The organism is Sphingopyxis sp. (assembly GCF_965279755.1).
In the GTDB taxonomy this organism is placed as follows: Bacteria; Pseudomonadota; Alphaproteobacteria; order Sphingomonadales; family Sphingomonadaceae; genus Sphingopyxis.
Genome location: NZ_OZ257261.1, coordinates 313,273 through 328,799, shown reverse-complemented (window position 1 = coordinate 328,799; position 15,527 = coordinate 313,273). Strand labels below are relative to the sequence as shown.

General features: G+C 66.5%; 5 protein-coding genes. All 5 read right to left on the bottom strand.

Annotated features, from left to right (window positions below; genetic code table 11):
- Positions 1-23: 23 nt before the first annotated feature.
- The 5 genes from ACQY80_RS01650 to ACQY80_RS01630 all read right to left on the bottom strand — a co-directional run bounded on the left by ACQY80_RS01650 (position 24) and on the right by ACQY80_RS01630 (position 15,487).
- On the bottom strand, positions 24-7,532 hold the full coding sequence (locus ACQY80_RS01650) for a hypothetical protein (RefSeq protein ID WP_428682992.1): 7,509 nt from the start codon (positions 7,530-7,532) through the stop codon (positions 24-26).
- Positions 7,533-7,562: 30 nt separating this feature from the next.
- Complete coding sequence (locus ACQY80_RS01645) at positions 7,563-9,386, bottom strand: ShlB/FhaC/HecB family hemolysin secretion/activation protein (protein WP_428682990.1); 1,824 nt, start codon at positions 9,384-9,386, stop codon at positions 7,563-7,565.
- 177 nt (positions 9,387-9,563) lie between these two features.
- Positions 9,564-10,328: a hypothetical protein gene (locus ACQY80_RS01640; RefSeq protein WP_428682988.1), complete on the bottom strand. Its 765-nt coding sequence runs from the start codon at positions 10,326-10,328 to the stop codon at positions 9,564-9,566.
- Positions 10,315-12,390, bottom strand: coding sequence for a CHASE2 domain-containing protein (locus tag ACQY80_RS01635; RefSeq protein WP_428682986.1), 2,076 nt, complete (start codon positions 12,388-12,390; stop codon positions 10,315-10,317). Before ACQY80_RS01635 ends, ACQY80_RS01640 begins: the two co-directional genes overlap by 14 nt.
- Positions 12,391-12,394: 4 nt before the next feature.
- Complete coding sequence (locus ACQY80_RS01630) at positions 12,395-15,487, bottom strand: CHAT domain-containing protein (RefSeq protein ID WP_428682984.1); 3,093 nt, start codon at positions 15,485-15,487, stop codon at positions 12,395-12,397.
- Positions 15,488-15,527: the final 40 nt, after the last annotated feature.

The following is a 15,527-nucleotide window of genomic DNA, read 5'->3' as shown; positions in this document are numbered from 1 at the left end:
GGGTGTTCCGTCAACCGAAAGGCTTACGGCTGCTGGCTGTCGGTCGTCGGCGTCCACAGATCGTCGTTGCCTGCGCCGGTCACCGGATCGTCGAGCAACGGCTCGCCGGTCAGCGGATCGAGGTCGCGCATCGTGATCAGCGCGGTCGGCAGACTGGTGCCGTCCCCGCTGTCGCCGTTGCCATCCTCATCCTCGACCACGTCCTGGACGGGGAAGAGATTGGTGGGCTCGAAGGAGACCATCGTGCAGCTTCCGGTGTTGGCGATGAGGCAGCCGTTGAAGGTCGATCGCGGATCGATCGTTCCGGGAATGCCCGCTGCATTCGGGGTGATCGACAGCGCCGGGATGACGTCGAGGCCCGTGATCTGCCCGTTCGGGCCGATCTGGACGCCGTTGATGACGACGCGGGGCGATCCGCTGGGCGTGATGCTCAGCCCGCCGTCGCCGAAGGTCAGGCCGCGGCGCTGGCCGAAGTCGGTCCCGGCACCGCTGTTCTGGACATAGACGCCGCCGCTGACGCTGAAGCGGATGCCGCGGGCGAACAGCGCGCCCTCGTCGAGCACGATCCCGTCGTTCTGGCCAAGGCGGGTGTTGATCGCATCGGTCGTCGTCGCATTGCCGACATCGGTGATCGCCGCTGCCGTCGCAACGATGATGTCGTCCGACGCCATGTTGAGCTGGCCGCCCGGTGCATTGTTCGCACCGAGCAGGCGGATCGTGCCCTGACCCAGAATGACCTCGAGCGCGTCGTCGGCGTTCAGGTTGAGCGCATTGTCGTTCGACAGGCCGGTCAGCTGGACATTGCCGATCACGCGCATCTTGCCCGGGGTCGTGATCGTCAGCGAGCCGTTGGTGCCGAGGTTCGATCCCGATGTGCCGCCGGTCATCGTGAAGGTGTCGACGATGACGTCGGGCGGCGCCGCACTGCCGATCGAATCCTGACCCACGGTATCGACCTCGGGGGCGAAGATTTCGATGTCGCGTCCGAACAGGCGGGTCAGTTCGGCGGTATCGACATGATAGCCGTTCCGGCTTCCGGTCCCGCCCACAAAGGTCTGCTGCTCGTCGTCGTTGTTTTCGAGCGTCAGGCTTTGCGTCACCCCTTCCGTTCCGACCCGGCCGGTCGACGTGATGTCGATGTCCGCCGACGCCAGCGAAATGTCGCGCCCGGTGACGACACCGTCGATGGCGATCGTCGTTCCAGCGTCCGCAATCAGGCTGGTCGCCACGCTGACACTGGTCATCGACAGCATCTCGTTCGCGTTGAACTCCGCCGCGTTGGCGGTGAGGCTGTTGACGATCAGATGTTCGCCGCTGTTGCTGAAGCGCGCGGTGCCCGCGATCGTGGCGTTGTTGACGATCATCCGGTTGTTCGACCGGATCGTCGCGTCGCCGGCATCGGTATCGATGTTCGCGAAGGTGATCGGCCCGTTGGTCCCGATGTCGAGGCTGTTCGCGCTGATGCTGACCTCGCCAAGCGAACCGAGGTTGCCGACGCGGATATCGCCATTGTCGGCGGTCAGCGTCGTCAGGCCGCGGCTGTAGAGCTGATCGGCCTGAATCCCGGTAACGCCGGTCAGGGTCATCTCGCCATCGTCGCCGCTTTCGCCCTGGGTGATGTCGATCGCGCCGCCCGCATCGAGCGTCAGGCTGCGTCCCGCAGTCAGGATGCCGCCGCCCGAAATGTCCGCGACCGATGTGATCGCGATGTCGCGGCCGGCCGTGATCGTGTCGATCGGGGCGCCGCTGGTCGGAATATCGGCGAGCGTGACGGCATTGGCGTTGATGGTGACGTCGTTGCCTGCCCGGACCGTGCCGGTGACATTCGCCGTACCGTCGGCGCCGACGACGACGTTGCTGAAGGCATTGAGGCCCGCCAGCGTCGTGTCGCCGCCGGTGGTGCGAATGCTGCTGTCGCCGCCGGTGGTGCCGAGGCCAAGCGTCGTCGCGCCGTTGAGCGCGATCGTCGTCAAGGCATTCAGGAAGATATCGTCGCCCGCCGAAAGGTTCGTGGCGTCGATCGAGGCGGTCGAGGACTGAAGATCGATGTCCGAACCGTCGAGCGCCGACTGGCCTTCGCCCTGGCTGATGGTGAAGCCGCCCGACGGCGAATAGTCGAGGAAGAAGCCGTCGGGGCCAAGCCCCGTGGCGCTGACATTGGTCGCGGTGATCGCTCCCGTCGCGCGAACGTCGAGATCGTCGCCGACCGTGATGCCCGACAGGTTGGCGGTGCCTTGCGCCAGCACGAGCATGTCTTCGCCCGCGGTAACGTTGGTCAACGCGACCGACTGGGCGTTGACGCCGAACATGCCGGTGGCGCTGCTGTCGTTTAGCGTCACATTGCCCGCCGCGTCGATATAAACGTTGCCGGCGGTACGGACGTCGCTGTTCGTCGGCTCGGGGAAGCCGCCCGCAGCATTCACCGATGCGACGATGTTGCGACCCGAGCTGAGGAACGCGTCTCCGCCGGCGCTGTAATTGCCGGTGATGTCGCCCTGCGCGAAGATTCCGATATTGCCTTCGATCTCGGCATTGTTGATCGTGACGCCGCCGGTCGTCGCTATGGCGGAAAGCGACGCGAAGCTTCCAACGCGATCCAGGCCGATGGAGCCTGCGGTCAGGGACATATTGCCGTCCGACTCGATCAGCGTGCCGGGGGCGCCGCTGATGCTCGTGCCCGCGGTGATCGAGAGGTCGCCGGCCGCGAAGAGTGTGGGAGTTTCGTCCTCGGCGCGGAATTCGTGACGCAGGTCGACCTGATCGCCGGCCTCGATGGTCAGATTGCCGCTTGCGCTGACCTGACCGCTCGCCTGAGCATAGGCGCCAACCGAGCTGTCGGTGCGGAGCACCATGTCGCCCGTCGTGCGGATCGAACCGCCTGTGGCCGCCAGGAATATCCCGGCGGGTGTCGTGTCCGTGTCGTTATTCGTCGGCTGGGCAAAGCCATAGGCCTGCGCGTCGAGGCTGGTCATCGTAATCTGGCTATCGGTTCGCATCTCGATACGGCCCGCGAGGCCGCCGTTCGCCTGGATGACCGTATCGCCAAGGCTGATCTGCCCGGGCCCGGTGGCGTTTGCCAGCGCCTCGAAAATGACGCGGCCGCCCTGATCGCCAAAAGCGATCGAGCAGCAAGATCCATTGCCGCCCGATCCGACGCCGCCGTCGCCGCCGACGCCCGATACGCCGCCCACCGTGATCGTTACAGGAGCGCCGTTCGAGGTGATCGTGCCGCCGTTGGCGAGCAGGCGTACTGTTCCGCCGATGCCCCCGCCACCGAAGCCGCCGTCGCCGCCGACCAGACCCTGGGTGATATCGTCGGCGGTGCCGAGAATCCCGTCGGGGCCGGGCAGGGTGATCGTGTTCGGATTGTCGGCACCGCGGCCGCCGTCACCTCCCGTGCCGGTGCTGCTGAATTCGTCGCCGCCGGTGCTACCGGTACCGAGCGTGACCGTTGCGCCGTCGTTGGCGACGACTTCGATCGTTCCGCCATAGCCGAAACCGCCATCGCCGCCGCGGCCCGCGGTTGCGGGCGTGGAAGAGAAGTCGGTGAAGGCCGAGCCGCCGAGGCCGCCCGTCGCGTCGGTCCGGAAATTGCCTTGCGAGACGATCATCGCGCCATTGGCGCCATTGGCCACAGCCCGCGACGTGCCGCCTTGGGCGTCGCCGCCGTTGCCGCCCGAGCCATCGAATCCGGTGCCGCCGGCTCCACCTACGGCCGAACTGTCGAGGAACAGCGGCAGCGCGCCGGCGTCATAATTATCGACGATCGACTGCGCGATCCCGCCGAAGCCGCGGCCGCCGGCGCCGCCGGTCGTGCCATAGCCGCCGCTGCCGCCTTCGCCGACCGACTGGCTGGTCAGGCTTTCGCCGATCGTCAGCGTCGCACCGCGAAGATTCAGGGTCGATGTGCCGCCTAGCCCATCGCCGGCGTTGCCGCCGACGCCGCGACCGGTCGACGGACCGCCGCTGAAAGAGGTGAAGACGTTGCCGCCCGATCCTCCGAGGCCGCCGCTATCGGCAACCACCGCGTCGCTGGTCAGGTCGCCCGAAACCAGGTTGATCGTTGCTATGCCGCCCTGGCCGAAACCGCCATTGCCACCCGCACCCGTGACATTGCCATAGCTGTCATAATCGCCGCCGCGCCCGCCGTTGCCCGCCGCATAGGCATCAAGGAGCGCGGTATTGATCACCGCTGTTCCCTCGATCTGGATCGTGGCGTTGCCACCATAGCCATTGCCGCCGTTTCCGGCGCTGACAGGGGAGGACGGATCGAAATCATTGCCGTTGAGGCCTTGGCCGCCAAAGCCGTTCGCCGAGAGCGAGGCGGTGCCCGCAGTAAAGGTTCCATCGCTAAGGGTCAGGGTCGTAAAGCCGCCGAAGCCGTCGCCACCGCGGCCGCCCTGGCCGTTCGCATGGATCATCAGATTGCTGACATCGACGGTGCCGCCGGTCTGGGTGAAGTCGATCGTCCCACCGGTGCCAGCATTGCCAATGCCGCCGGTGCCATCGGCTGCCAGCGTGATTCCGGACAGCGAGCTTACCCCCGTCGTCAGGCTTCCGCCCTGGATGTTAACGGTGATGATGCCGCCCCGTGCCTCGCCGGGGGTCGAGAAGAAGCCGTCGTAGTTGGCCCCTGCAAGGGCATTGGCCGTGGCATCGATGAAATCGACCGCAATCAGGCTGTCGGGATCAGTCCCGGTGGTAATGGTTATGAAGCCGCCGTTCGCCTGCGACGTGCTCCCCGTGTCGTCGCTACCCGACAGCGCGTCCGCGCTGAGCGACAGGCCGAGCATGCTGATCGTTCCGCCGTCTGCGGTCAGCGTGATGTTCCCGCCGTCGGCGGCACTGCCGTCGGCACTCACACCATCAACAGCGCTGACGTCGAATGATGACGTCCCGTCGGCGGTGGCGATGATGCTGCCGCCGCTTTGCGCCGTCAGCGTGATATTGCCGCCGCGCGCATTGCCATTGTTGCCGATCGTATTGACGACGCCGCCGCGCGCTCGCGCCTGATAGAAGAGGGCGGAGATTGTACCGCCGCTGTCCGCCCGGAAATCGATGGTGCCGCCCGTGCCGGTTCCCGCGCTGATCAGCCCGGCGATATCCTCGCTGCCCCCGAACGCGGTGGCCAACAGGCCGGCCGCGCCGCTTATGGTCCCGCCCGAGGTTGCCGAAACCGTGATCTGGCCGCCGGTGCCGCTGCCGGCATTTTCGCGGCCGGCCGAGGATGCGGTGCCGCTGGCATCGAGGAATGCGCTGCCGCTGCCGCCGAAGTTGAGCGTCGAGCCCGCATTGGCGGCCGAAAGGACGATCGTCCCGCCCTGCGCATCGCCGCCCTGACCCGTCGTGCCGCTGCCGGTATAGGCCCCGCCGCTCTGGCCAAAGGCATCGACGCGCAGCGAGCTCATGCTGACTGTGCCGCCGAGTATCTCGACGGTCGCGGTGCCGCCGGTCGCATTGCCGCCAGTTGCATTCTCGCCGCTGGGAACGAAGGATCCGCCCGCCGTCCCGGCGGTGGCCGAGGCATCGACGTTCACATCGCCAAAGTTGGAGATCGAGGTGGTGTCGGTGCTGACGCGGAGCGTCGCGTTTCCGCCGCGCGCATTGCCGCCCGCCTGCGTGGCGATGGTCGTGCCGGTCAGGGGATCGAAAGAGAAGCCCCCGTCGCCGCTGCCGCTGGCGCGGATGCTGGTTGTGCCGGCCTGCAGCGTAGCGCCCGGGCCGGCGACCTCGACCAGCGAGGTACCGCCGGTTCCGTCGCCGTGGCTGGCTATGCCGAAGCCGCCTTGGCCGTTCGCTTCTGCGGTAACATCCCCGGTCGTCGTCAGATTGCCGCCATTTTCGACCCGGATCGTCGCGTTGCCGCCGAAGCCTGCGCCGCCGTTTGTGGCATTGTCGGTACCCGACGGGTCGGGAATGGCGCCATAGCCATTGGCGTGAACATAGACGTCGCCGCCGCTCAGCGTACTGCGTCCGCCCGTGGCGTTCGTGCCGGTGACGGTGACCGTCGCGGTGCCGCCGCGTCCGTCGCCGCTTGCCTGGCCGGTGCCGTCAAGGCCGCCATAGCCGTCGGCCGACACCTCAAGCCCCCCGGTCGCGACCAACAGCCCGCCAGCGGAGATGGTGAGGCTGGCATTGCCACCCTGCGCATTGCCGGTCGCCGCATTGACGACGCTGGGCGCGAGGATCGAGGTCTGGCCCTGGACCAGCAGCCCGCCGCCGTTGATATTGATCGCCGCGCTGCCCGGCGCGGTCGCTGTGCCGTCCGACCGGACGGTCAGGTCTCCTGTAACGAACCCGGCGCGGCCGGCGTTGATATTCAGCGTAGCGCTGGCGTCGCCGGTAAAGGTGCCGCTGCCCTGGATCGAGAAACGACCCTGATTGGGCGGGGGTACGAAAGGCAGCGCTCCGGTCGGGACCATGCCAACGGGTTGTCCGACGAAGGCGCCGCTGGCGTGGCCGGTAACATCGCTGCGAAAGACGATGTCGTTGACCGTCAGGTTCGCGGCCGTCGCGTTCACGGGCGCCACGTCGATTACGCCGTTCGTCACATTATAGCCGGCCGACAGCACGATACGGCCTTCGGAATCGGTCTGCGTTGCCGACAGCGCGTCCTGATAGCCGACCTGACCGGAGACGAGCATCGTCACCGCGTCGTTCTTGGGGATCGCGACCATATAGATGCCCTGCGCCGGGCCGGTCGCCTGCTGTTCCGGGCCGCGCGTGATGCCGGTGTGGGTGATGACGTTTCCGCCCTCTGCCCCGACGAGGACATTGATGTCGAAGAGGCCGCTGTTGATCCGGATATCGGCCTGTTCGGCCGCGACATAGGCGGCCGATCCATAAACATCGACAAGCCCGCTCTGTACGATGCGCGGCGCGACCAGTGCGACATAGCTGCTGCCGGGGGTCAGCGCCTGGTTCGCGTTGATCTCTCCGTTGACGGTGATGCCTGCCGTGCTGCCCGACGCGCCGCGGAAGCGGATTTCGCCGCCGGGGCCGAACAGGCCGCCCGTGCGGTCGATGTCGTTGGTCGTCAGCACGAGGCTGCCGACATTGATCACGCTGTCGTTGCCGATCAGAATGCCGCCCGCGTTATAGAACCAGATGCTGCCGCCCTGCGAGCCTGATACGGCGCCGACAGTGCTGTTAACGGTGCCGTTGAGCGCGATCTGACGGCTCAGTGATCCGCCACCGCCGTTCACGAAGCGGTTGAGCACCACATAATTTCCGCTGCCGCTGAAATTCAACGTGTTGCCGATGGGCAGGAAATCGATCGCGCCGCCGGTCGGGGCGGTGTCTGTGGGGGTCCAGTTGATAACAGTTTGCGCGCCGCCCGTGGCGACGGTGGTTGGTCCCGGGCCGGGCGGCGAGATGGTCGCGCTGCCGCTGACGACAGAACCCGTCCCCGCGACCTGCGCCATCGCCGGTCCGCCATAAGCGAGCGCAGCGATCCCGGCGGCAATCGCGCAGCTTTCAAGCAGGCGCCGCTTGCCGTTACGGATGGGCGAGAGGTTCGGGTTGGCACGCATGGCGGTGGTCCTTGCTGCAGAAGTCATGGGTCAGCGCGCCTTCACGCCGAACTGGGTGGTGAACGACACCAAGAAACGCGGATCGGGCTTGGCGGGCAGGAAGCCGCCCTTGTTGAGCGGCACGGCCAGCGTCATGTCGAGCCGTCCGACATCGCCATAAGCGACCCGGACGCCGCCACCCGCCGAATAGAGTTTCTGCGGATTGAGGCCGTTGAAGGCGCTGTCCTTGTTCCACACCCACGCTGCATCGAAGAAGGCGAAGGGCTGGAACGCGAAGCTGGCGGTATTGGCTGGAACGAACGAGCCATAACGGGCCTCGGTCGATACGGCGACGCCGCTGTCGCCGATCACCGTGCCGGGGTCGAAGCCGCGTCCGACGGTAAAGTTGCCGCCCGAAAACTCCTCATAGGCGACCAACGGATCGCTTGCCCATTGCGCGCGCGGCGATACCGCCAGCGTGAACGTCTTGGTGGGCCGCCATTCGGCCTGCGCACTGGCGCGAAGCAGAAAGGCGTCGGGCTTGGCCTCGATGCGCGTCAGCGGGGCCGCGCCCGGCAGGAAGCAGGTCGCGCCTCCGGGACCGCAATCGCCGCTCGCGCCGAGGAAATTCACGCCCTGCCGCGCTTCGATCGAGGCGCCGAGCGACCAGCGCGGTTCGGAGGGGCTGTAGCCGCCCTTGCCCGCGATCGAAGCGGGATCGACCCATGCCGCGTCGGCGCGCAGGTTGAACACGCGAACGCGGTCACGGTTGATCGGGATGGTGGCGAGCTTGATGTCCTGATCGATGATGTCGAGCCCGCCGCCGATCGTCACGCGCCGGGCCTGCGTCAGCACCAGCGGATAGGAGGTGAAGAGGCTGATGATCTGGGTGTTCGACTTGATCGGGAAATTGGCGATGTCCGGGCGCGTCCAGGCGTAAGTGTAACTGGCGCCGAAGCGCAGTCCTTCACCGCCGACACGGAATTCATGCGCGGCCTGCACGACATTCTGCTCGTCGAAATCGGGGGTCGAATAGAAGCTGACCGTGGTGAGGTCGCCCATGCCGGTCAGGCCGGCGACGCGGGCGCGGGCGATGCCGCCCCAGCGGCCGACGTCGCGCGATCCGAAATTCTGCGCGCTGAAGTCGAAGATCGCAGGCGTGCGCGCCACCGTGACCTCGCCGACCACCTCGCCCGGAACCGCGCCGGGGCGCAGCGTCAGGCGGGCGTCGAGGCCGGGAATGTCGCGCGCGAGCAGCAGATAGCGCTCGGCCTCGGTGATGTTGAAGACCGGCTGATCGTCGAGCCGCGACAGATAGCGCTGCAGCAGCTTCTCGTTCGCGCCGGCATCGCCGCGCACCTCGATCCGCGACATGCGTGCCGACAATATGTCGAGCTTGATGACGCCGCCGTCGATCGTCTGCGGCGGCACGCGCACGGCGGCGAGATAGCCTTTGGCACGCAGCATCGTAGCGGCGCGGTCGCGAATGTCGCAGACCACCGCGATGGGCAGATCCTGCCCGACCTTGTCACGCCAGCTTGCGCCAAGCATCGAGGTGTCGATCCCCTCGACCGGCGAGAACTGGACGTCGCGCACGGTGACGCGGACATTGGAAAATTCGGGATTGGCGAGCGGGCAGGGTGCGCGCTCGATACTGTCGTCGGCAGATACCACCTGTTCGCCGGGCGGCGCCGACGGCGGCAGGGTGGGACGTTGAATTTCCTCGCGGGTGGGCACCGACGGCGCGATCTGCGCCTGGGCAACCACCGGCAGCGACAGGGCCAGAACAGCCGTCGAGCAGGCCAATGCCTTGCGGACTACGCCGCGCTCTTTATGCGCGATTCCGCCTGCGTCCAAATCCCCAAAACCGACCATCACCACCCCTTGTGTGTCTGTGCATCCGCTATCGCGCGGACGCACCAATTCATCATGCCCCGCCGTTTACCGGCAGTGGCGAATTTTCGACCCAAGGAAAGGACTTTGCTGCTTCTTTGGCAGTCTTTTGCAACTGTTATCAGATGGGCAGGGCGGGTTCAATGCCGCCCTGCGCCGTTAACCACCCGATGTCTCGCTTTCCGACATCGCATCGACGAGCCGGTTGAGCTGCGGGCCGCAGCCCTTGGCCATCAACAGGTCGACCGATCCCTCAACCGTGTCGGGGATCGCGTCCATCTTGGTGAAGCGGACGGTAACCGGCGCCGCAAGCCCTGCGCCTGACAGGCGATAATCGGTGCCATATTCGACGGGCATCAGGTCGGTCGGCCATTTCCGGAAATTCGAGAGCTCCACCAGCGCGACCTTTTCGGTTTTTCCGCCATGTTCGATGCTGAGCAACTCGTCGGTGTCCATGTTGGGACGCCACAGCAACAACGTTGCGGGATCGACAACGCAGAAGGTGCCGCCTTCGCGATAGTCGAGCAGCCACAGATTGGGCGCGCGGGCATAGATTGGCGCCGGATCGTTCGGGCCGCGGCTGAACCCGCCACGCGAGCGCATGGTCGGGCCGGTCGAAAGCATCCGGGTGACCGTGGCGCCCATATTCTGGTTGGCCTGGATCTGGCCGGTGGCGCCGAACGTGCCCGGGCCCGACAGGGTGCGCGTCTTGCCTGCCTGCATCAGCACGATCTTGTCGCCCGCGGCGAGCGTCAGCTTGTCGGTCGACTTGAGCTTGGTTCCGGTCGGATATTTGCCTGCGGACGGTCCGGTCGAGCGGACGACCATCGACTGGGCGGCGGCGGTGCCGGCGAAGGCGACGACAGCGATGGCGGCAGCTGCCGTCAGGCCGAGGCGGCGCATCGAGATATCAGGAAAGGACATAGCTTTCTCCACTTTCGGTCTCGTTCAGGCGTTCTATCAGGAACATTATGGCTGGATCCTGACTAAAGTCTCGGGCCAGCGCTGTGGCGGCGGTCACATAGGTCTTTTTATTTCCCGCGCCGTGCGCGGTAACCAGTTCGGCGATGCGCGCGCGCTGCTCGGGCGTCAGGTCGGGCCGCACCGTGAAGGCATCGACCGGCTGCGCGCGGCCGCGCAGGGTCACGCGGCCCATCGGCATCAGATCGTCGCGCCCGGCGCGCGCGGCGGCCTCGGCGGAGATGAGCACGCCGGTCTTCAGGCTCTTGTTCGCCGATTCCAGCCGCGAGGCGGTGTTCATGCTGTCGCCGAGCGCGGTATACTGGATGCGATCCTCGCCCCCGAAATTGCCGACGATCGCGTCCCCGACGTGCAGGCCGACGCGCGTCATGCCGATCGGCGGCACATCCTCGGCCGCCAGATCGATGCGGAACTGTTCGCCGACTTCGTTCATCGCGATGGCGGCGGCGGCGGCGCGCTGCCCGTCGTCGGGGCGGCTGAGCGGCGCGCCCCAGAAGGCAACGATCGCGTCGCCGACGAACTTGTCGATCGTGCCGCCATGTTCGAGCACGACGTCGGACAGGCGGTCGAGATATTCGTTGAGCAGGCGCGCGACGGTTTCCGGGGTCGTCGCGTGGCTGAGCTTCGTGAAACCCTCAAGGTCGGTGAAGACACAGAAGATGTTGCGCCGTTCGCCGTGCAGCGAGAGTTGATCGGGGTCGCGCATGATCTGCGCCGCAACGTCGGCCGGCAGATATTTGCCGAGCGCCGATTGCGCGAAGGCACGCTGACGCGCCCCGATCGTGCGCGCGGCGGTGCCGACGGCGGCGTAGCCGAACAGCCAGCCGACCGCCCAGCCGAAGGCGGGAAGGGTGGTGGTGTCGACCCCATGCCCCTGCAGCCAGAAAGGGAAGGCGACGAAAAAGGCCATCTGGCCGAGGAAGGCGATCGCAACCCAGCGCGCACGCACATCGATGAGGCTGGTAAGCCCGCCGGCCAGCACGACAAGCACCGCGAGCACCCACAACGCCGGGCCGGGAAGCGGGTTCGACCAGGCTCTGTCGAGCTGCTGCGCCAGCATGTGCGCGTGAACCTCCAGCCCGATCATCGTCTCGTGTTGGTCGGTAACCTGATCGGTGAAGCGACTGAAGGGCGTATTGAACTGGTCGTTGTCGATGATGTTGCCGCCGATCAGAACGTAGCGTCCCTTGATCATCTCTGAAAAGGCGGCGCGGGTATCGGCATCCATAGGGGCAGCGAAAGTGTCGATCGGGATTTTGGAGAATACTTCCTCTTCCTGACCCTTGGCTACGCGCGCCGGCGCGAGAAAGCGGATATTGCCCTGGTAATTGGCGTGCGCGGCATCGACCGGCGCGAGCGCGTTCGCCATCAGCGGCGGCAGATTTTTCGGCCTGTCGGGCCAATTGCGGATCACGCCGTCACTGTCGGTCCGGAACAATACGCTCGTCGGTCTCGTCCTCGCCGTCGTGACTTCGGCGAGATAGGATTCGAGATATTTCTGCTGTTCGTAGAAGATCGTGTTCGGATTGCTCTCATGCTCGGCATAGGCAAGCCAGGTCGGCGTCTTCATGGCGCGGAGCTGTGCCTTCAGCAGGGCGTCGTCGGGGCGCGGCGAGTCGAAGACGATATCGATGCCGATCGCGTTCGGGCCCATCTCGTCGAGATTGGCCAGCGCATTCGCCAGATAGGTGCGGTCGAGCGGCGACCGGATGCCGGTGTTGAACAGGGTTTCGTCGTCATAGGTGACCATGACGATGCGCTTGTCCTGTCCGACATGCGGCGCCATCAGCGTCGCGCGCGCATCGTAGAGCGCGCGTTCGGCATCGCCGATCAGCGGCATCTGCCAGCTCAGCCGCGCGAACAGCGTCGCGATGATCAGGAACAGGATCGTCGCTGCCATGCGCGACGGGCCGAGCTGCATGATCAGCCGCCGGACACGCTTGCGCAGCGGAACCGCGGCTGGCGGCCCCTCCGCCGCCGGTGTTTCGATCGCCTCGCTTGCCATCAGATCAGAGGGCCGAGTGCCCCGCGTCCCCCTTTTGCGCCGTCGCGGTGTTGCCGTGAAGCAGCGCCTGACCGCCGTCGCCGATGATTGCGAACCCTGCCCAATAATAGGGGTGCGACGTCCGCTTGTCGTCCATCAGTTGCTTTTCACTCGCCCACAGCGCGTCGGCGATGCTCTCGCCCTGTTGCGCCGCGAACAGCCCGCCGATCAGTCGCTTGGTCGCATCGAAATCGTCAGGCGCCGGCCAATGGCTTGCGATCACCGACCGTCCGCCGGCACCGATGAAGCTGCGAACCAGCCCGTCGAGCGCGTTGCCGCCGCCGCTCGCGACACCCGCTTCGCGCGTCGCCGCGACCGTTGCCGCGCCCGCGGTGTCGCACGCCGACAGGATGACCAGATCGGCGTTGATCTTGAGATCGAAGATTTCCTGGAAGGTCAGCAGACCATCCGAATCCTTATCGCCGAACGAGGTGACAAGCGCGGGGCGTGCAGGGCATGACGGCCGCGGCGCGGTGACGAGCCCGTGCGTGGCGAAGTGGATGATGCGGTAATCCGAAAGGTCGCCGCGTTCCTTGACCGCCGTGTCGGTAAAGGCACCGCGGGTCAGCAGCGTCGTTGCGCCGCGATCCATCGTGCTGCTGGCCGTGACGAGTTCGGAGGCGGAGATCGGGCGGCTCCACTGGCTGACGTCCCACTGGCAGCTGCCGTCGACGCTGCCTCCCGCGGCGCCACGCGTTCCGAGCGAGGGCAGAATGCCGCCGCGAACCGGCAGATTCTCGCCAAGCCCGAAATATTCGCGCGCGGCGCTCGACGGTGCAGCCTGCCGCGCGTTGCGGAACGACAGCGCCGACACCGCGGTGCTGGGCCGCGTCGACCGGCCGAGCCAGGCGATGTTCCGCATATCGAAGGCATCGGCGTTGGGGTCATTGATCCGCTGCTCATAGTCGGCAAGCCCGGCGTCCGACGTGATCAGCAGGTTGATCGGCAGCCGCAGCATCGCGCCGTCGGGTTCAAAGATCAGGTGCTGGATCGCGGGTAGCCGGTCGGCGACTGGCGCGAAAAGCTGTGTGTAAAGCTTGCGTGCGGTGACCGCATCGAAAGGATAGGTGACGCGCTTGCCATTCTCGACGATCGAGATGGTCGAACGGATCGTATCGACCGCATTTTCCAGCCCCTGCGCGCTGATGTCGCTGCGCCAGAGCTGTGTGTCGCCCTGTCCGATCAGCATGCCATAGACGGCATCGCCGACGACGAGCATTTTCAAATAGGCTTCGTCGGGACGCAGTGCCTGCTGCAGCTCGGCAAGGTCGAGCTTGCCCGGCGCAACGACGCGATATTGCGGGAAGGCCGACAGCTTGGCGACGGTCTCGGCCTGCTGGAACGACAGATTGTCGAGCTGGGTCTTGAGGTCGGCGCGTAGCGCGTTGACCTCGGGGGTCACCGGCAACTGCGCGAGGCGGGCATCCTCGATGCGCGCGCGTTCGACGTCGCGGTTCAGCGTCGTCGCCTGACGGAACAGGCGTGCGCCCTCGTTGCTGCCCGCCGACAGCTCGCGTGCGAGGACGGCCTGGGTATCGGCAACGCCCGGGCGAACCTGAAGCTGGCTGGCGACAAAGAATTCGCCGGCCGCCTTGGCGTCGGTCGCCGAGCGCGCGGCGAGCAACCGGTAATAGGGCGCCATCATGTTCGCCATGCCGGTGGTCGAGCGCTGCGAGTTCGCGAGTGCCGTCACCACATCGTGATAGATGACAAGCGCCTTGTCGTCCTCGCCATGGCGGGTGAGGAAGGAGGCATAGCGCGCCCGCGCCGAAGCGAGCGCGTTGGTTTCGGGATATTCGATCGCGAGCGCGTTGATCGATTCCTGGAAGCGCGCGTCGGCGGCGCCATTGTCGCCCAGCGCCTCTTCGGCCAGCGCCAGTTCGCCGAGCATCTGCGAGCGCAGGCGGACGATTGAGGTCACGCGGCCCTCGCGCACCGCGAGCGCATCGGTGAGGCCCTTGAGCTGGGCGGCCTTTGCCGCCTGCGCATTGCCGCGCAGCCGCTCGACGGTGCCGAGCAGGTGGACGGCCTGCGCATCGATGATCTGGGCGCGCTCGAGCGGGGTCAGCCGCTCGCGGTCGCCGGTCTGGCGCACCGCGCGCGCATTGGCGCCGCTGTTGACCCCCGCAACGATCTCGGGCGTCAGTGTCACCGCGTCGCCGCTGACTGCGACCGCATTGGTGAGCGGCGGGATCGGCGTCTGGAGCAGCGCCGCCGCGCCGTCGTAATCGCGCTGGTTGAGCGCGTGGATGGCGCGGAAGTTGCGGCGCAGGCGCAGCTGGACCGGGTCGCTGGTCGGGATTGCCTCGACTTCGCCGAACAGCCGGTCGGCCTCGGCGAACTCGCCAAGGTTCGAGCGCTGGAGGGCGCGGTTCAGCGTGAATTCGGTGGGGTCGATGTCGGCCGCGGACGCTTCGCCTTCGGTGCGGCGCGAGAGCGCCTCGAAAAATTCGGCGGCCTCGGCATAGTCGCCGCTGTGGTTGCGGCGGTATCCCTCGGCCAGCGCTTTATCGACGTCGATGGTCCCGGCGAGCGTGCGGGCGAACCCGTCACCGCCGCCGACCGAGGTGGTCGCGACGTTGATCTTGCCGGGCACGACCTTTTTCTGGCGGATCGATTCAAGCGCGATGGTCAGAGCGTCGCCATAGGCGGTGAAGCCTTCGACGGCGTAGGCGGTATTGCCATCGGCCTCGATCTGCGTCGTCCAGCCGACATTGCTGTCCTTGACCGTGCAGGAGTCGCGACCAGTGCAACTGATCGTGCCGCTGCGGCCAGCCTCAATCCTTGCGCGGGCATCGTCTGCGGTCGTGCGCAGCATGCGGACATAGCCGACGGGTTGGCTCGCATCGCGGCAGACGATCAGCCAGGCGCGGTCGAACATGCCCTTGATCACAGAATCGCGAACAGTCGCCTGCACCTCGCACAGCGCGCCGCCCTGATCGCCAATCGAAAAGCTGTCGCGCAGCGTTGGATCGCTGGTCTGCGCCGACGCGGCGCCGGGCAAGGATAGCGCCAGCGCTGCCAGAATCGGCATAAATTGCGGACGTCGAGCGGTCATTACCAATCCCCCAAAGCCAAGCTTGAAGGCACCGTGCCAG

What these genes read in the sequence shown, in the direction of transcription:
- ACQY80_RS01630 (WP_428682984.1), bottom strand. Translation starts at nt 15,487, where the DNA reads ATGACCGCTCGACGTCCGCAATTTATGCCGATTCTGGCAGCGCTGGCG.
- ACQY80_RS01650 (WP_428682992.1), bottom strand. Translation starts at nt 7,532, where the DNA reads ATGCGTGCCAACCCGAACCTCTCGCCCATCCGTAACGGCAAGCGGCGC.
- ACQY80_RS01635 (WP_428682986.1), bottom strand. Translation starts at nt 12,390, where the DNA reads ATGGCAAGCGAGGCGATCGAAACACCGGCGGCGGAGGGGCCGCCAGCC.
- ACQY80_RS01645 (WP_428682990.1), bottom strand. Translation starts at nt 9,386, where the DNA reads ATGGTCGGTTTTGGGGATTTGGACGCAGGCGGAATCGCGCATAAAGAG.
- ACQY80_RS01640 (WP_428682988.1), bottom strand. Translation starts at nt 10,328, where the DNA reads ATGTCCTTTCCTGATATCTCGATGCGCCGCCTCGGCCTGACGGCAGCT.